The 17,324-nt window shown below is 44.8% G+C and carries 15 protein-coding genes; 2 read left to right on the top strand and 13 right to left on the bottom strand.

Features of this window, described 5'->3' with window-relative positions:
• Positions 1–23 precede the first annotated feature (23 nt).
• The 13 genes from KQH97_RS04510 to uvrB form a co-directional block, all read right to left on the bottom strand.
• Positions 24–416, bottom strand: a complete 393-nt coding sequence (locus tag KQH97_RS04510; RefSeq protein ID WP_253286367.1) for a YraN family protein — start codon at positions 414–416, stop codon at positions 24–26.
• Positions 394–1,008, bottom strand: coding sequence for a ribonuclease HII (locus tag KQH97_RS04505; RefSeq protein ID WP_117927414.1), 615 nt, complete (start codon positions 1,006–1,008; stop codon positions 394–396). Before KQH97_RS04505 ends, KQH97_RS04510 begins: the two co-directional genes overlap by 23 nt.
• 1 nt (position 1,009) lies before the next feature.
• A complete protein-coding gene (gene ylqF / locus KQH97_RS04500; RefSeq protein ID WP_022286696.1) occupies positions 1,010–1,906 on the bottom strand; it encodes a ribosome biogenesis GTPase YlqF in 897 nt (298 codons plus the stop codon).
• Positions 1,907–1,926: 20 nt separating this feature from the next.
• Positions 1,927–2,496 carry a signal peptidase I gene (gene lepB, locus KQH97_RS04495; protein WP_216552973.1) on the bottom strand — a complete coding sequence of 190 codons (570 nt, stop codon included), beginning with the start codon at positions 2,494–2,496 and terminating at the stop codon, positions 1,927–1,929.
• A complete protein-coding gene (gene lepB, locus KQH97_RS04490; RefSeq protein ID WP_051706514.1) occupies positions 2,493–3,128 on the bottom strand; it encodes a signal peptidase I in 636 nt (211 codons plus the stop codon). Before lepB (KQH97_RS04490) ends, lepB (KQH97_RS04495) begins: the two co-directional genes overlap by 4 nt.
• Before the next feature lie 435 nt (positions 3,129–3,563).
• Positions 3,564–4,400 carry a DUF6291 domain-containing protein gene (locus KQH97_RS04485; protein ID WP_216552971.1) on the bottom strand — a complete coding sequence of 279 codons (837 nt, stop codon included), beginning with the start codon at positions 4,398–4,400 and terminating at the stop codon, positions 3,564–3,566.
• A 448-nt stretch (positions 4,401–4,848) separates the two neighbouring features.
• Positions 4,849–5,193 (bottom strand): 50S ribosomal protein L19, encoded by a 345-nt coding sequence (gene rplS, locus KQH97_RS04480; RefSeq protein ID WP_022286692.1) that lies wholly within the window; start codon positions 5,191–5,193, stop codon positions 4,849–4,851.
• A 191-nt stretch (positions 5,194–5,384) separates the two neighbouring features.
• Positions 5,385–6,086, bottom strand: coding sequence for a TIGR03936 family radical SAM-associated protein (locus KQH97_RS04475; RefSeq protein ID WP_216552969.1), 702 nt, complete (start codon positions 6,084–6,086; stop codon positions 5,385–5,387).
• The gene (locus tag KQH97_RS04470) at positions 6,073–7,926 is read right to left on the bottom strand and encodes a TIGR03960 family B12-binding radical SAM protein (protein ID WP_216552966.1); all 1,854 of its coding nucleotides are present in this window, start codon (positions 7,924–7,926) and stop codon (positions 6,073–6,075) included. Before KQH97_RS04470 ends, KQH97_RS04475 begins: the two co-directional genes overlap by 14 nt.
• 143 nt (positions 7,927–8,069) lie before the next feature.
• The gene (locus tag KQH97_RS04465) at positions 8,070–8,630 is read right to left on the bottom strand and encodes a peptidase M50 (RefSeq protein ID WP_216552964.1); all 561 of its coding nucleotides are present in this window, start codon (positions 8,628–8,630) and stop codon (positions 8,070–8,072) included.
• 500 nt (positions 8,631–9,130) lie between these two features.
• Positions 9,131–11,953, bottom strand: coding sequence for an excinuclease ABC subunit UvrA (uvrA, locus tag KQH97_RS04460; protein ID WP_216552962.1), 2,823 nt, complete (start codon positions 11,951–11,953; stop codon positions 9,131–9,133).
• An 86-nt stretch (positions 11,954–12,039) separates the two neighbouring features.
• Positions 12,040–12,882, bottom strand: coding sequence for a GIY-YIG nuclease family protein (locus KQH97_RS04455; RefSeq protein ID WP_117876157.1), 843 nt, complete (start codon positions 12,880–12,882; stop codon positions 12,040–12,042).
• Positions 12,879–14,849, bottom strand: coding sequence for an excinuclease ABC subunit UvrB (uvrB, locus tag KQH97_RS04450; protein ID WP_216552959.1), 1,971 nt, complete (start codon positions 14,847–14,849; stop codon positions 12,879–12,881). Before uvrB ends, KQH97_RS04455 begins: the two co-directional genes overlap by 4 nt.
• A gap of 887 nt (positions 14,850–15,736) precedes the next feature.
• Here uvrB and KQH97_RS04445 point away from each other — a divergent pair.
• Together KQH97_RS04445 and KQH97_RS04440 are read left to right on the top strand one after the other, a co-directional pair.
• On the top strand, positions 15,737–16,153 hold the full coding sequence (locus tag KQH97_RS04445; RefSeq protein ID WP_022286686.1) for a hypothetical protein: 417 nt from the start codon (positions 15,737–15,739) through the stop codon (positions 16,151–16,153).
• 8 nt (positions 16,154–16,161) lie between these two features.
• A complete protein-coding gene (locus tag KQH97_RS04440; RefSeq protein ID WP_216552957.1) occupies positions 16,162–17,130 on the top strand; it encodes an RluA family pseudouridine synthase in 969 nt (322 codons plus the stop codon).
• Positions 17,131–17,324 lie beyond the last annotated feature (194 nt).

Genomic DNA, 17,324 nt, shown 5'->3' with positions numbered 1-17,324 from the left:
GCTATTTACAGACCATACGGTCTTTACTTCATGCTTGCGTCGAAAGCGTTCACATAATATCTCAGCTTTTTTACCTTACCGCCCTCAGTTTCAACTACCGCAACGTCAAATCTGCATTGCAAAGGCTGTGCAACATTTTGCAAATAAGCCTGCGCAGTTCTGATGATGATCCGCTGTTTTCTAAGGTCAACAGCTTCCTCCGCCGAGGTCATAGAGCCTATGGTTCTTGTTTTCACCTCAACAAAAGCTATGATATCCGCTTTCTCTGCGATTATATCTATTTCACCGCCTCTGACAGTAAAATTCCTCTTTATTATCTCATACCCGTGTCTTACAAGAAAGCCGCAAACTGCGTCCTCCCCGATATTGCCAGCCTTTCGGCGCTGGGTATGGTCAATGCCCATTTTTCTTTGCATAATACTTTTTGAGAAAACTCATTCTATGTATTCCGCATGGTCCATACTGGTCTATCATCTCATAGTGGAGCTTTGTGCCATAGCCCTTATGCTTCTCAAACCGATACTCAGGATATTGTTCAGCCATTTGCTCCATATACCTGTCCCTTGCGACCTTTGCAAGAATTGAAGCCGCCGCCACTGCCTGACTTTTGGCATCTCCCTTTACCACCGCTATGGCTGGACATTCAAGACCCTCAGGGGTCTTGTTCCCGTCAATAAGGCAGACGTCAGGCTTTGTATCCATATCCTCCACCGCTCTTTTCATTGCAAGCATTGCGGCGTTAAGTATATTTATATCCTCTATCTCTTCCACTGTTGCGGTCTGTATAGAAAAGTCAACTGCTTTTTCCATTATCTCATCAAAAAGCTCCTCACGCTTTTTCGCTGTAAGCTTTTTGCTGTCGTTTATCCCCTCTATAACTGTGTCCTTATCAAATATCACAGCCGCTGCAAACACATCTCCTGCAAGAGGACCTCTGCCAGCTTCATCGCAGCCGCACACCACGTTATGATCTTTTCTTATCTCGTTGTCAAACTCGCTGAGCGTCATATCAATACCCCTTTGGCTTTTCAAGAGTAAGTCTGCCGAGAGTACCGTTTCTGAACTCGTCCATAACCGTAATGGCTGCCCTTTCGGTATTTATCTCTCCGCCAGAAACTAAAAAGCCACGCTTTCTGCCTATTCTTTCAAGAAGCTCAAAGCCTACCACACAGCCGATAGTTTCCTCGTCAGCAGGCTCTATATCATCTGTTCTGATGCCATAACGTTTCTCGATAAGCTCAGGATAGTTCTCTTTCAAAAACTCAAGCAGACGACAGGCAAGATATTCCATATCCATAATATCGTCCTTGACCGCACCTGTAAATGCGAGCCTTTCGCCAACAAGCTTATCCTCAAACTTTGGCCACAGCACACCGGGCATATCCAAAAGTTCAAAGCCCTCGTCAAGCTTCACCCACTGTTTACCTCTTGTAACACCGGGTCTGTCCTCAACTTTTGCAAGCCTTGACCCTGCAAGTCTGTTGATAAATGACGACTTGCCAACGTTTGGTATACCGACTATCATTATTCTTATAGGTCTGCCAGACATACCCTTGGCATTCCATTTCTCAATATCGTCCTTTAAAAGCTCTTTGAGCTTTCCATAAAACTTGCTTACGTTTTTGCCACTCCTACAATCTGTAGCAAGTGCAGTTATTCCCTGTTTTGCATAATAGTCCAGCCACATTGCCGTTACCTCAGGGTCGGCTGAATCAGCCTTGTTGAGAAGCACAAGCCTTGGCTTTGAGCCTACGATACGCTTCATTTCAGGGTTTCTGCTTGAAAACGGGATACGAGCGTCAGTTATTTCCACCACTGCGTCCACAAGCTTCAGATTTGACGCCATTATGCGGCGCGTTTTTGCCATATGTCCAGGAAACCACTGAACGTGAGATACTTCGCTCATATCTTCCTCCTTACTCTAACTCAATCTACCTTACCAACGCCCTCATCATTGCCTGCCGCAAATCGAAACAGCACTCTGCCGACTATCTCGTCATAAGGCACATATCCTATTACACGGCTGTCTGTGGAATGATTTCGGTTGTCGCCCATTACAAAGCAACATCCCTCAGGCACTTCATATTCATAAACTTCACTTTCTTTATTATAGTATCTTTCATCAAAATACTCGTCATCAAAGCTGCCGTCGCACTTAATATAGCTCTCATCAAGCACCGCTCCGTTGACCTTGACTACAGCCGACTTGTTGTCTATCTCGACCTTTTGCCCTTCTACGGCAATGATACGCTTGATTATCCTATTGTCAAGAACAGACGAGTTGACAACAACTATATCCCCCTGCTTTGGCGTATAAAGCAGTTTTGATATAACAAGAGAATCATTTTCAAAAAGAGTGTCCTGCATTGACTGTCCTTGTACATTCACTGTTCTAAACACAAAAGTAAAAACAAGCACGACCACAAACATTGCCATGACTATTATCTCAAGAAAGTCGAACAGATTATCGACAGCTCTTTTACCCTGCTTTTTCAACTTACCTTACCAAAGCTGTCAAATGGATAAAGCCTTAAAACTGCCTTACCAAGCACGTCAGATGGGTCGATAAAGCCTATCCTTCTGCTGTCTGTGGAATTATTTCTGTTATCGCCCATGACGAACAGCTTGCCCTCAGGCACGTCGTACTCAAAAACATTTTCTTCCACTTCATATTCCTCATCAAAGAGATTAGTGTTATACATAGCTTCCCTGATATTGTCATTTGAAATGACCTTACCGTTTACTGTAACAGTATTGTTATTATAATCAACGACAACCTTATCCCCACCTGTGCCGATAACACGCTTGATTATAGTTTTGCCAAGCTTTTCGCTGTTGATAACAACGATATCGCCCTTTTGCGGTGTATAATTTATGTGAGTGATTATAAGTCTGTCCTGATCCTGCAAGGTCTCACGCATAGAAGGACCCTGAACAAGAACTATCCTGAAGAAAAAAGTAAAAATCAGGATCACCATAAACATAGCGAACACGAAAGATTCAGCCCATTCAAAGACCTCGTCCATAACATTCACGGGCTGTTTTTCCTTTAGGTCGTCAGGGGCGGCTTTTTTAGCCTTGTCAATATCCTCCTGAGAAACATCGCCGAATTTTTTATTATCGTCCATAAAAGCCTCGATCCTTTATCCAAAGGCGGCAAAAGCCGTCAAATACTCATATAGATTTATTATATCAAATTTCAAAACAAATTACAAGGGGGTAAGGAAAATTTCTTTGAGATAGGGGGAGCGGAGGGTTTAAGTGAGGAATGAGGAATGAGGAATGGGGAATGAGGAATGGGGAATGAGCATAGCTGAACAGAGTTGTGCACAAGCACCGAGCGTAGCGATTTTGCGGCAGAAGAAACTATCGGCAACATCTGTAGGGGCGAACAGTGTTCGCCCGTGCTCAGAATTTGCCATAATTCTGAATTGTAGATGCGGTGGGATAGTTATTACATCTACCGAACAATGTAATAATCAGGGTTTGCTACTTCGACAGGCGAACAGCGTTCGCCCCTACACATACATCGTGCAGATATGGCAAGTACAGCAAAACACCCCCTACAGGAACTTTGACAGATCAACATTCATGGCAAAATCGTCATACCACGACAGATCGCAGCCTTGTTTGTTCTTGGGCTTTGCCGCAGTCTTTCTCTTTGAATCATTGTCAAGCCAGCCTGAGATTATGCGGTATGGGTCTGTGCAGTGCCTGCCCTTGGTAAACAGCCATTGAGATAATTTAGATATATAGCTCTCTAAAGACAGACCGACAGACCGACACCTGCTTTCAAGCTCGTTATACTGCTCTGATGTGAGCATTATATTTTTGTGTGTGCCGAAAGACCTGACGACAGACTTCGCTGTCCCTGCGTCTTTCTTTTTCTCTTTATCTATAGCTTTATCTATATCTTTGTCTTTGTCTATATCTATATCTGTATCTTTGTCTTTATCTATATCTATATCTTTATCAGCTTTTTTTGCTTTTTCTGAAAACCTTTTGGTTTGTGAAAAAGCTTTTGGTTTTTCTGCGGTATCATTTATACCCTGAGGTTTTTCTTCTGCATTATCTGCTGATGCAGCTGTCTGCTCAGCTTTTTCATCAGTATTCCCTGACTCATCAGACTTTTTAGGTCTGCCGCCCTTTTTACCGCACTCGCTCCTTTGAGCACACGTCTCTTCCCATGCAATGCCGTCACGCTCGATAGCGGCCCTCATCATAAGAAACGCTATCTTTGTTCCTCCTGAAAGCTTTGGAGTTTCTCCCCTCTTTGCATAAGCAAACAGCGCCATGACAAGCTCGCCTATCTCTTCCCTGCTGTCAAGCGCCTGAAAAATGTCCTCCCAGTCTTTGTAAAGCATGAACGCTTTGTTGTCTGTGTGAAAATTCTTTGCCATTTTTATCGTCCTTTCTCTGTGGATCGAGGGCAATTATCCCCCTCTACTTATCCCGAAAAAGACCTTTTTTGTTGCATAAAAAATGCAACAATTGCAGAAATGTTGCCAAATTAAAATATAAATCATTTGTTTGCACAAATCAAGTGCTAATATTTTGTGCAATGTGACGGTGAAATGTCATGTGATTTTGCGGCAAGACAAACTATCCCAAATAATCTGTAGGGGCGAACAGTGTTCGCCCATGCTCAGAACTTGTACAAATTCAGAACTGTAGGGGACGACGCCCTACATGTTTTGTGAAAATATAACGAATGTACGAATATCATAAAATTGTCGGGCGATATATGCAGGCGAACGCTGTTCGCCCCTACCGTATATCGTGCGAACAACTCAGTCGTGGATATAAAAAAAAGAGCCGACCAAAGCCGACTCGTTTTTATAGAAAGAATTATCTGATAGCTTCCTTGACCTTAGCTGCCTTACCAACTCTGTCACGGAGATAATAGAGCTTAGCACGGCGAACCTTACCGCTGCGTACAACCTCTACCTTTTCAACTACAGGTGAATGAACAGGGAAAACTCTCTCGATTCCACAGCCGTGAGCTACTCTACGAACTGTGAATGTCTCGTGGATTCCACCGTGCTTCTTAGCGATAACTGTGCCCTCGAATACCTGGATTCTGGACTTGTCACCCTCTGTAATTCTTACGTGTACCTTTACTGTATCACCAACGTTGATAACAGGTGCCTCGGATTTAAGGCTTGAATTAGAAATCTGCTTTAAAGCGTCCACTTTAAATTCCTCCTTAATATTTTCAGACATTCATTCGCTTTATGGCAGCTATCGCTGCAAAGCCAGAGGACTGCCCGCTTTAATGTCGTGCCTTTCGTTCAAAGGCGTGGCATTAACTCTCGTCGGAAGAACCGACGGTAATTCAAATGCTTTAATATTATACCATATCTCAAAACCTTTTGCAAGGATATTTATATAAAATTTTCGCCGTTTGCCATGAGTATTTTTGTACGTTCTGTATAAATTTCCGATATTTCTATACCATAACGCTCACAGAACGTGTCTATGACTACGTTCACATTAAGATTGAAGGAGCTTCCGCAGGGCAGCTTTAATGTCACCTCAAAGCTGTCCTCTAGCTCTTTGCTGTCAAGCACTGTGATATGCGGCTTTATATCCACAAGATTGATAGTCTTTTTCTTGGTTCGCTTTTCTATCTCTATCTTGTCAAGTGCTATGAACTTGCTGAAAAGCTCCGCCACTTCATGTACGCTCTTATCTGTTTTCAGCCTTGCCACATACTCCGCCGCTGTAATGTCGGTATGCTTATGCTCAGGCTTTGACACGCTCACTATCTCAAGACCAACAGGCGTCTGAGCGTTCATTCGCTCCAAAACCTCGTTGTATGGGATATCCTCAGTGAGAGCAAAGTCCATTATCTCTACCCTGCTGTCAGTGCCGAGGGGCAACGCCAGTGGGAACATTATATACACATGAGGATTGAAACCCTGAGTGTGCCATATTGGCAGGTGCGCCCTTTTGAACACTCGCTGAAAGGCTCTCATAAGGTCAAGATGAGAAATGTATTTCGCTCTGCCTGTTTTTGAAAATACCGCTCTGTATTCAAATCTCTCCAAGCGGAGATTTACATTCTTCGGCTCAGCGTTTGCCACAGTAAACACCTCCGTATTCGCATTTTATGCCACAGCCTGAACAGCCCTCTTTGCAGTTTCGTGTAGTCACTGCCTGATGTGCTTTCTTGTTCTCACGAACGAAAAACTCGTGGCTCACAAGATAATCAAGGTGCGACCACGGCGCTATCTCGTCATAAGAACGTCTGCGGTGAGCATAGAAGCTTGTATCAAGCCCGCACTCCTCGAATGCTTCCTGCCACTTGTCAGCCTTGAAATGCTCGTCCCAGCCGTCAAGATAGCAACCCTTTTTCCATGCGGTGTATATCGCCTTACCAAGACGTCTGTCACCCCTTGCAAGAACTGCTTCCAATATAGATGTATAAGATTGGTGAGTGCTAAGGCGTATCTTACGGCTTGTAAGGCTCTTGAAAAGGTGTTCCTGTTTCTCTTTTATCTCCTCGGGCGTTGCCTGCGGCTCGAACTCGAACGGAGTAAAAGGCTTTGGTACGAACGTTGCAGTAGAAACTGAAATCTGTACGCTCTTGCCGCGCTTTTCTTTTGGTGTTTCGTAATAAAGGTCAAGGACTTTCTGCGCAAGCTTTGCGATACCCTCAACGTCCTCCAGCGTTTCCTCCGGCAGACCAAGCATGAAATAAAGCTTTACAGTGCTGTATCCGCCCTCAAAGGCAGTGCGACAGGTACGCATTATCTCCTCTTCGGTTATGTTTTTGTTTATGACGTCACGCAGACGCTGAGTGCCTGCTTCAGGTGCAAAGGTCAGACCGCTTTTTCTTACGGACTTTATTTTTTCCAGAAGCTCTTCACTGAAATTGTCTATTCTCAGCGACGGCAACGAAAGGTTTATCTGCTCTGCGTCAGTGTATTCCACAAGATTTTCCAAAAGCTTGTTTATCTCAGTGTAATCGCTTGTTGACAGTGACGAAAGAGAAACTTCCTCATAGCCTGTCTGCTCGCAAAGGGACTTTGTTTCGTTCTTTATGGTGTCGATACTTTTCTCTCTGAACGGGCGGTAGATAAAGCCTGCCTGACAGAATCGACAGCCTCTTATGCACCCTCTCAGTACCTCAACCACCGCTCTGTCATGGACTATCTGAGTGAACGGCACAACAAAGCCCTCTGGGTAATATACCTTGTCAAAGTCCTTGATAACACGCTTTTTGACCCTGGCAGGTGCTTCAGGGACGTTTGGCGTGATAGACTTCACAGTACCGTCCTCGTTGTAATCCACGTCATAGAAAGACGGAACATAAACACCCTCCAGCTTTGCGGCTTCTCTTAGAAACTCCTGCTTTGTAGGCTTCAAAGGTTTCATTCTCTCGTAAAGTTCAAGAAGCTCCACATTGACTTCCTCACCCTCGCCAAGAATGAACAGGTCGAAAAAGTCAGCCATAGGCTCAGGGTTGCAGGCACACGGACCGCCTGCGATAACAAGGGGCGTAAGCTCAGTTCTGTCCTTAGCAAGCACAGGCACGCCTGCAAGGTCGAGCATTTCAAGCACATTATTATAAGAAAGCTCATACATGAGCGTAAAGCCGATGAAGTCAAAATCCTTTATAGGGTCAAGGCTCTCCAGAGCGTAAAGAGGGATATCGTTCTCACGCATGAGTTTGTTGTAGTCCTCTTCAGGCATAAAGACACGCTCACACCACCAATTTTCACGGGCATTTTTCAGACCATAAAGTATCTTCATGCCAAGGTGTGACATACCCACCTCATAAGTATCAGGAAAACAGAAAGCGAACCGCACGTCCACCTTATCCTTATCCTTTACAACGCTGCCCACCTCGCCGCCTATATACCTTGACGGACGCTGAACTTTAAGCAGCAGCTTTTCTATTTTCTTTTTCAGTTCTTCCAAAGTTTTATCCTCCGATATTGAATGTACATAACAAGCATTCAAGCACTAAATGGGCGAACACTGTTCGCCCCTACAGTAAAAGTGCAAATGCCAATACATTTTGATTATACCAAATATTTATTACAAAAGCAATAAGCAAAGTGTTAATATATGACTTCGGAGAGGACGATAAAGCAGAAAGTTGCGGCAAATGATATGCTGACGGTGCCGTGGAGTATCATATGTATCATAGCCGCCGCTGAGAGCAGAATAAATACCGCTCTGAAAAACTCGCAGACCTTGCCATTGGCAAGCAAGGCGAGTATCCTGCCACCGTCAAAATAGCGAAAGGGCAGTAGGTTCAGCACACCAAGTAGAAAATTCACCTGACAGAAAAAGCCACCACCATTTGCCATATATGACAGCAGGCAAAGGGCAAAATTTACTGCTGCGCCACCGAAAAGCACAGCAAGCTCGTGGTATTTAGACAGCTGTTTATTATCAGGGGAAATGCGGATACCGCCTCCATAGACAACAATTTCTTGCGGTGAGCTTCCGAAAGCGGTCATGAGTACGAGGTGACCCAGTTCGTGGAGTGCGCAGCTCATAAGGGTCATGAGCAATTTTTCCGTTTGGGTCGCAGAGCATATCGTCACGAGGGCTATAACAAAGAAAAAGCTGAATGAAATTCCATAAGTCGTATTTTTGATTTTTAGCTTAAACAAGTTCATCACCGAAATATGTATATTCGGAATTTGCTCAAATAATGTGTAGGGGACGGCGCCCTCGACGTCCCGCTCGGAGAGATAACACCATAACTGTCATATCTTCGATATTGGGATTTTTTTGGTTGCTAAATGGAGGGGCAACGCTGTGATTATCACACCCCTGATGCCGAATTATTCGGGATACATTATTGTGACGTTTGCCAATAATTCCGCAGGCGAGGGATAGCGGGACGTCGAGGGCGCCGTCCCCTACATTTTGGCACTATGGTTTGCCATGCCGCAAAATCGCTACGCTCTTTGCTGGTGCTTTTATGATAATAGAAATAGCGGTGCGAGTTTTATTTCTCGACACCGCTTTGATTATTTTTTGTTTGGTAGTTTCATTTCTGCACCCCTCTGCACCATATAGCAGAATAAACTCGGTGCATACATTTACCTCGTACTGAAGAGCCACAAGGGTCAGCTATGCCAATTCCTCACTCCTCACTCCTCATTTGTTACAGCATCTTCCTCAAATACTGCCCCGTATACGACTTCTCACACTTCGCTATCTCCTCAGGAGTTCCTGTGCAAACGATAGTTCCGCCGCCGTCACCACCCTCAGGGCCTAAGTCTATGATATGGTCTGCGGTCTTTATCACATCAAGATTATGCTCGATAACAAGCACTGTATTTCCCCCGTCTGCAAGCTTCTGCAATACCTCTATAAGCTTATGCACATCAGCAGTATGAAGTCCTGTGGTAGGCTCGTCCAGGATATATATAGTTCTGCCTGTGGCTCTTTTTGAAAGCTCTGTTGCAAGCTTGACTCTCTGCGCTTCACCGCCTGAAAGCGTTGTAGCCGCCTGCCCTATCTTCACATAGCCAAGACCAACTTCATACAGTGTTTCAAGCTTACGGCTTATTTTAGGGATAGCGCTGAAAAACTCAACGCCCTCTTCCACTGTCATTTCAAGCACGTCATAGATGTTCTTGCCCTTATATCTGACTTCCAGCGTTTCACGGTTGTATCTCATTCCGCCACATACCTCGCACGGTACATAAACGTCAGGCAAAAAGTGCATTTCTATTTTGATTATACCGTCGCCCTCGCAGGCTTCACATCTTCCGCCTTTGACGTTGAATGAGAAACGTCCTGCGCCGTAGCCTTTCATCTTTGCATCAGCGGTCTGAGCGAAAAGTTCTCTGATGTCGGTGAATACCCCTGTATAGGTGGCAGGATTAGACCTTGGCGTTCTGCCTATTGGCGACTGGTCGATATCTATTACCTTATCAAGATGCTCTATGCCCTGCATTTCCTTGAACGCTCCAGAGCGTATTTTCGCACGGTTTAATCTGCCTGCAAGCTCCTTATAGATTATCTCGTTCACAAGTGATGATTTGCCTGAGCCTGACACACCTGTTACACAGGTGAAAGTGCCGAGAGGTATCTCAACATCTATGTTTTTCAGATTGTTCTGTGTTGCACCGATGACTTTCAGATACTTGCCGTTGCCCTCTCTGCGTGTTTCAGGGACAGGTATTTTCTTTGCACCGCTGAGATACTGTCCTGTGATAGAACGCTTGCACTTCATTATATCGTCAACAGTTCCTGCGCAGACTATCTCTCCGCCGTGAATGCCTGCTCCCGGTCCAACGTCAACCACGAAATCTGCCGCACGCATGGTGTCCTCGTCATGCTCGACCACTATGAGGGTATTGCCAAGGTCACGAAGCCTTTTAAGGGTTGCGATAAGCTTGTCATTGTCACGCTGGTGCAGACCGATAGACGGCTCGTCAAGGATATACAGCACGCCCACAAGTGATGAGCCTATCTGCGTTGCAAGCCTTATACGCTGGCTCTCGCCGCCTGAGAGAGTGCCTGCGGAACGTGACAGGGTGAGATATTCCAGTCCAACGCTTTTGAGAAAGCCAAGGCGTGACCTTATCTCTTTTATTATCTGCTCACCGATAAGCTTGTCACGGTCGCTTATCTCAAGGTTTTCAAAAAACTCCAGTGCCTTTGCCACCGACTTGTGACAAAGCTCTGCGATATTTATTCCGCCAACTGTAACGCTCAGGCTTTCTTTTTTAAGCCTTTCACCATGGCAGGCAGAACACTTTTCATCGCTCATATAAGCTTCTATATCAGCCTTTGCCCAATCGCTGTTAGACTCTTTGTAACGTCTTTCAAGGTTTGGTATAACGCCCTCAAATTCAGCCTGATAGTCAGCCTTATAGAACTTGTTGCCACGCTTCAGGTGAAGCTTCTGACCCTGCGTGCCGTACAGAAAAACGTCTATAGCGTCCTTGTCGAGATTTTTCACAGGCTCGTCAAGGGAAATGCCGTAAGTTTCTGAGATAGCGTTGAAATACATCATTGCGATAGAGCCTTCTTCAAGGCTGTTCCAGCCACTTGCTTTTATCGCACCTTGCCTTATGGAAAGGTCTTTGTTAGGGATAATAAGCTCAGGGTCTATCTTTTTGAACACACCAAGACCAGTACACTTTTCGCAAGCACCGAAAGGATTGTTGAAGGAAAACATTCTCGGTGTCAGCTCGTCAATGGATACGCCATGCTCAGGGCAAGCGTAATTCTGAGAGAAAAGCATTTCCTCTCCGCCGATAACGTCAACGCCCACAAGTCCCCCTGTAAGCGAAGAAACAGTTTCGATACTGTCGGTAAGACGGGACTTTATGCCCTCTTTGATAACAAGTCGGTCAACGACTATCTCGATAGTGTGCTTTTTATTTTTCTCTATTTTTATCTCTTCCGAAAGGTCATAGGTTATGCCGTCGATACGCACTCTCACATAGCCCGACTTTCTTGCACGGTCAAGCTCTTTTGTATGCTCGCCCTTACGTCCTCTGACGATAGGAGCTAAAAGCTGAATCTTTGTACCCTCGTCAAGCTCCATTATTTTATCCACTATCTGGTCAACAGTCTGCTGACGTATCTCTCTTCCGCAGACAGGACAGTGCGGCACACCTATACGGGCGTAAAGCAGTCTGAGATAGTCATATATCTCCGTGACAGTACCCACAGTTGAACGTGGGTTTTTGGAAGTAGTTTTCTGGTCTATGGATATAGCAGGGGAAAGTCCCTCTATGCTGTCAACATCAGGCTTATCCATTTGACCCAAAAACATTCTCGCATAAGATGACAGCGACTCAACATAACGTCTTTGACCGTCGGCGTATATGGTATCGAATGCAAGAGAAGATTTACCCGAACCCGAAAGACCTGTCATAACAACAAGCTTATCTCTCGGTATGGTAACATCAACATTTTTGAGATTATGCTCTCTTGCACCTTTTATAACTATCTCGTTAATTGGCATTGGTATTCTTTACTCTCCTTTTGGTATTGAAAAATCACATATTGGTATGCAGGCGGGCGAACACTGTTCGCCACTACATTTTCTCACTAATTGTCATTTAGACCAAAATCTTTGGTCAGAAGTTTATTTTTCCACAAGGCTTCACAATTCAGTATTTTCTCTTTGGACTCATTCATTGAAAATATCTGAAGAATGGAAAACTGAAAATCTTTGTAGCTATCTGATGATATCGCAAGATAATCTCTTATACCGCTGTTTCCGCCGTGAAAAGTTTTTACATACTCTTTCCACCTGCCGAAAAGTCCGTCAGAACCTGTGGCAGAGCCTATATATTGCTTGCCTGTTTTTCGGTCAGCGATAAGATAAACAGCTTTTACAGCACTCAGGGCTGAGATGTATTTATCATAGACATTAGGCTTTTCAACAATATCTTTAAGCTGTCCAAAGCTCAATATCAAGTTATCATAGCCCACAAAATCTTGTGAGTTCACAGCTATTATTTTCTTAGGGTTTGTGGCTTTTTGGTGCCATGCAACTGCGGCGTTGCCCCAATCTATGACTAATCTTCCCTGATAATCCGAAAGAAAATCGTTTGCTTCCAGGTCATATTGATAAACGTTTCTTTCAAACATCTCAGGCACAGGAAAACCTGTGGGCATATTATCAGGCGTGGCAGGGTGTTTGCCTTTTACTGTATAAGCCCCGAAAAATCTAGCACCTCTGCCCTTTTCGCCAATGAAAACCAGCCAATATTTAAAGCCGTCAGAAAAATGCTCCGCTTGCAGGCGTGTATACTGTTCAATGCTCTCAGAGCCGTTTTCATAGCATTTTGCAAATGCTATGTCGCCGACAGAGTGCCTTATAAGCACTGCTTCGTCAGGGTCGATACCGCCAAGCTTCATCAAATCGGATAAATAAAGCTCTGTCATTTCTTCTCGCCCTTTAACTCCGCTATCTTATCACGCAGGAATGCGGCGTGCTCAAATTCAAGCAGCTTTGCCGCCTCTTTCATTTCCTTTGTGAGCTTTTCTATGAGCTTTGCAGTTTCCTGCTTTGAAAGCTTTGTTTTCTGCCTTGCCTCGTATTCCACCTCTTCCTTGGTGGATATTTCTATTACATCTCTTATATCCTTGACGATAGTTTTCGGAACTATGCCGTGTTCTTCGTTGAACTTCATCTGTATTGCACGGCGTCGCTCCGTTTCGGTGATAGCCTTTTCCATTGAACGTGTCACCGTGTCGGCATACATTATTACCTTGCCCTCGGCATTTCGAGCGGCTCTGCCTATGGTCTGTATAAGCGCGCTTTCAGAACGCAGAAAGCCCTCTTTATCGGCATCAAGTATAGCCACAAGAGTTACCTCAGGCAGATCAAGACCCTCTCTCAGCAGGTTGATACCCACAAGCACGTCAAACTCGCCCAAACGCAGGTCACGGATTATCTCCATACGCTCGATAGTGTCGATATCGTGGTGCATATATCTCACCTTGACGTCAAAGCTCTTTAGATAGTTTGTGAGATCCTCAGCCATTTTCTTTGTAAGAGTAGTAACAAGCACACGCTGATTTTTAGCTGTGCGCATATTTATCTCGCTGAGCAGATCCTCTATCTGACCCTCAGTCGGCTTTACGATTATCTCAGGGTCAAGAAGTCCTGTTGGTCTTATTACCTGCTCCACTATCTGCTGCGATTTTTCCTGCTCGATAGGTCCAGGGGTAGCGGACACGAAAACTGCCTGATTGATATGAGAATAGAACTCATCAAAGGTCAGCGGTCTGTTATCCATTGCTGACGGCAGGCGAAAGCCATAGTCAACCAGTGTCTGCTTTCTTGCCCTGTCGCCTGCATACATACCTCTTACCTGCGGCAGAGAAACGTGTGATTCGTCCACGAAAAGCACAAAATCCTTAGGCAGAAAGTCAAGGAGAGTGAATGGCGTAGAGCCTGCGGGACGTCTTGCAAGCACTCGGGAATAATTCTCGATACCACTGCAAAAGCCTATCTCCTCCAACATTTCGATGTCATAGTTAGTGCGCTGTGCGATACGCTGAGCCTCGATAAGCATATCGTTATCTTTGAAATACTTGATACGCTCGTCAAGCTCCTGCTTTATCTCCTCGATAGCATCGTGCATTTTATCACGGCTGACGATATAATGAGAAGCAGGGAAAATTGCAGCGTGAGCAAGGGAGCAAAGCACCTCGCCTGTGACAACATTTATCTCTGTGATACGGTCTATCTCATCGCCGAAGAACTCGACTCTTATGGCAGTGTCTGTGGAATTTGCAGGGAATATCTCCACCACATCTCCCCTGACACGAAACTTGTTTCTCACAAAATTTATATCGTTTCGCTCATACTGGATACCCACAAGGTCGGCGATAAGCCTGTCACGGGATTTCTCCATACCACGACGTATAGACACCACCATGGACTTATACTCCTCAGGGTCGCCAAGGGAGTAGATACAAGAAACGCTGGCAACGATGATAACGTCACGTCGTTCAGCGATAGCGGAGGTAGCGGAATGTCTAAGCTTATCTATCTCGTCATTAACGGAGCTGTCCTTTTCGATATAAACGTCCTTGCTAGGCACATAGGCTTCAGGCTGATAATAGTCATAGTAGGACACAAAATATTCCACGGCATTGTTTGGAAAAAACTCCTTGAACTCAGAGCAAAGCTGAGCGGCAAGTATCTTATTATGGGCAAGCACCAGCGTCGGACGGTTTATCCTAGCAATAACGTTTGCCATAGTAAAGGTCTTGCCTGAACCTGTAACGCCCATAAGGGTCTGTTCTCTCATGCCGCTTTCGATACCCTTTACTAAAGCGTCCACTGCTTCGGGCTGGTCGCCCGATAGCTTATAATCTGAAACAAGCTGAAACTTATCCATAAATGCCTCCTCAATCGAACAGTTGTTTTAATCATTATATTACAATTATTTTTAATTGTAAAGGCTTTTTTATCAATATTTTTTGAATTTGCGTATATGTACAATTTTTCGGACTGGTATTGTTACTCAACCTGCGGTATCAGCTCGATGTATGTGTAGGGGCGAACACCGTTCGCCCGTCGAAGAAACAAACCCACGGCAACAACATTTTGATATAGAAACAAAATTATCCCACCGCACCCCTACAATTCTGAATTTACAGCAAATCCTGAGCACGGGCGAACGGTGTTCGCTCGTCGAAGTAATAAGCCCACGGCAACAACAAGGTTCGGCAGCAAAAAAATTCTCCCCGACAATTCTGAATTTACAGCAAGTCCTGAGCACGGGCGAACGGTGTTCGCTCGTCGAAGTAATAAGCCCACGGCAACAACAAGGTTCGGCAGCAAAAAAATTCTCCCCGACAATTCTGAATTAACAGCAAGTCCTGAGCACGGGCGAACGGTGTTCGCTCGTCGAAGTAATAAGCCCACGGCAACAACAAGGTTCGGCAGCAAAAAATTCTCCCCGACAATTCTGAATTTACAGCAAATCCTGAGCACTGGCGAACGGTGTTCGCTCGTCGAAGTAATAAGCCCACGGCAACAACAAGGTTCGGCAGCAAAAAATTCTCCCCGACAATCCTGAATTTACAGCAAATCCTGAGCACGGGCGAACGGTGTTCGCCCCTACAGATTATTCGGGAGAGTTTGTCATGCCGCAAAATCGCTGCGCTCAGGGCTCTTCCCATTCCTCATTCCTCATTCCTCACTTAATACCGCTCCCCTCTTGCATTCTCCCACACTTTAGGTTATAATATCACTATAGTAATAATTTCAGGAGGACGTAACATGAATAGATCATATGACGAATATAACTACACCCTCTCAAAGCGTGAACTGGAAGAGCTTAAATTCTTATTCATCTCTGATGATGTGGACTACAACGACACTGACAGCAACGGGCTTACTTTCCTGCTCACTGCTATCGAAAGTGCTGACTTTGTTGAGCAGGACGGTGTTCTCAAGCCTGACAAGCGAAGTGTTGATTTCATCAAATGGCTCATCGCTCAAGGCTCAGATGTGAACTTCCCTGCTGACAAAAAGCCTTTACAATATGCTATCAAATGTGAAGAGGAAATATCCCGCCGTAAAGGCAAAGCCTGCGATATGTCAGAAATTCTTCTGCTTCTCCGTGAAAGCGGTGCTGACAGCACGGGTCTTGACGAGCTTATTGACGGAGGATTCTCCGCTCGTGTGAAGCTCTGAGGTATGGCATGAGAGAATTTACCATAAATCAGAATGACGCAGGTCAGCGTGTTGACAAGTTTCTCACAAAGGCTGTGCCGAAGCTGCCTAAAAATCTGCTGTACAAATATCTGCGCCTGAAGCGTATCAAGGTCAACGGCAAACGCTGTGAGATATCCACACGGCTTGCTTGCGGTGACGTTATGCAGCTTTACATCAATGACGAATTTTTTGATACCGACAGCGGCAAGCCTGCATTTCTTTCCGCACCCTCTGCACTGAATATTATTTACGAGGACGAGAATATTATCCTTTGCGACAAAAAGTGCGGACTTGTGGTACATGAGGACGAAAGCGGCTCGGCGGACACGCTTATAAACAGGATACAGCACTATCTTTATGAAAAGGGCGAATATCGTCCTGAGGAGGAGCTGTCTTTCGCTCCTGCCCTTTGCAACAGGATCGACCGCAACACAGGGGGCATCGTCATATGTGCGAAAAATGCTGAAAGTTTGCGTGTGCTTAATCAAAAAGTTAAGGACAGAGAGCTTGAAAAACTCTATCTTTGTGTGACAGTTGGCATACCAAAGGAAAAGTCTGCTCGGCTCACGGCTTATCATCAAAAGGACGAGACGACAAAGACCGTCAGGGTATCCGACAAAAAGTTTCAGGGCAGCCGCACCATGATAACCTCTTATCGTGTGCTTGCGGAAAACAAGGCTGATGAACTTGCTCTTCTTGAAGTTGACCTTATCACAGGCAGAACGCATCAGATAAGGGCGCACCTTGCTCACATTGGCTATCCACTTCTCGGCGACGGCAAATACGGAATAAATAAAGTCAACCGTGCATACAATGTGAAAACGCAGGCACTTTATTCGTACAAGCTCACCTTTAAATTCACCACTGACGCAGGTATACTTGAATATCTGAACGGCAAGAGCTTTCAGGTTAAAGACGTATGGTTTTGCGAACAATTCTTCGGATATAAGCTCTGATATTTCGTTAAATCGCACTATTTCGACACTGTGGATTTGTCATATACGACAAAATAATATAATTTTCGTGCAAATTTTGTGTAAATTGTTCAAAAGTGCTTGCAAATGTATATAAAATATGTTATAATTATTTAGTCAAATTTAACGGCTGTACTATATATACAGAAAATGACAGATATATTTTATAGATTTGG

The sequence above is a fragment of the Ruminococcus sp. MSJ-25 genome, from assembly GCF_018917825.1.
Taxonomy (GTDB): domain Bacteria; phylum Bacillota; class Clostridia; order Oscillospirales; family Ruminococcaceae; genus Hominimerdicola; species Hominimerdicola aceti.
Note: the sequence above shows the minus strand (reverse complement) of the source record. Positions and strands in the feature narration are given on the sequence as shown.

Coding starts and splice junctions, on each gene's coding strand:
- KQH97_RS04455 (WP_117876157.1), bottom strand. CDS start 12,882: ATGACAGAGCTTTATTTATCCGATTTGATGAAGCTTGGCGGTATCGAC.
- lepB (WP_051706514.1), bottom strand. CDS start 3,128: ATGGACGATAATAAAAAATTCGGCGATGTTTCTCAGGAGGATATTGAC.
- KQH97_RS04485 (WP_216552971.1), bottom strand. CDS start 4,400: ATGGCAAAGAATTTTCACACAGACAACAAAGCGTTCATGCTTTACAAA.
- ylqF (WP_022286696.1), bottom strand. CDS start 1,906: ATGAGCGAAGTATCTCACGTTCAGTGGTTTCCTGGACATATGGCAAAA.
- uvrA (WP_216552962.1), bottom strand. CDS start 11,953: ATGCCAATTAACGAGATAGTTATAAAAGGTGCAAGAGAGCATAATCTC.
- KQH97_RS04505 (WP_117927414.1), bottom strand. CDS start 1,008: ATGACGCTCAGCGAGTTTGACAACGAGATAAGAAAAGATCATAACGTG.
- KQH97_RS04445 (WP_022286686.1), top strand. CDS start 15,737: ATGAATAGATCATATGACGAATATAACTACACCCTCTCAAAGCGTGAA.
- KQH97_RS04510 (WP_253286367.1), bottom strand. CDS start 416: ATGCAAAGAAAAATGGGCATTGACCATACCCAGCGCCGAAAGGCTGGC.
- KQH97_RS04440 (WP_216552957.1), top strand. CDS start 16,162: ATGAGAGAATTTACCATAAATCAGAATGACGCAGGTCAGCGTGTTGAC.
- uvrB (WP_216552959.1), bottom strand. CDS start 14,849: ATGGATAAGTTTCAGCTTGTTTCAGATTATAAGCTATCGGGCGACCAG.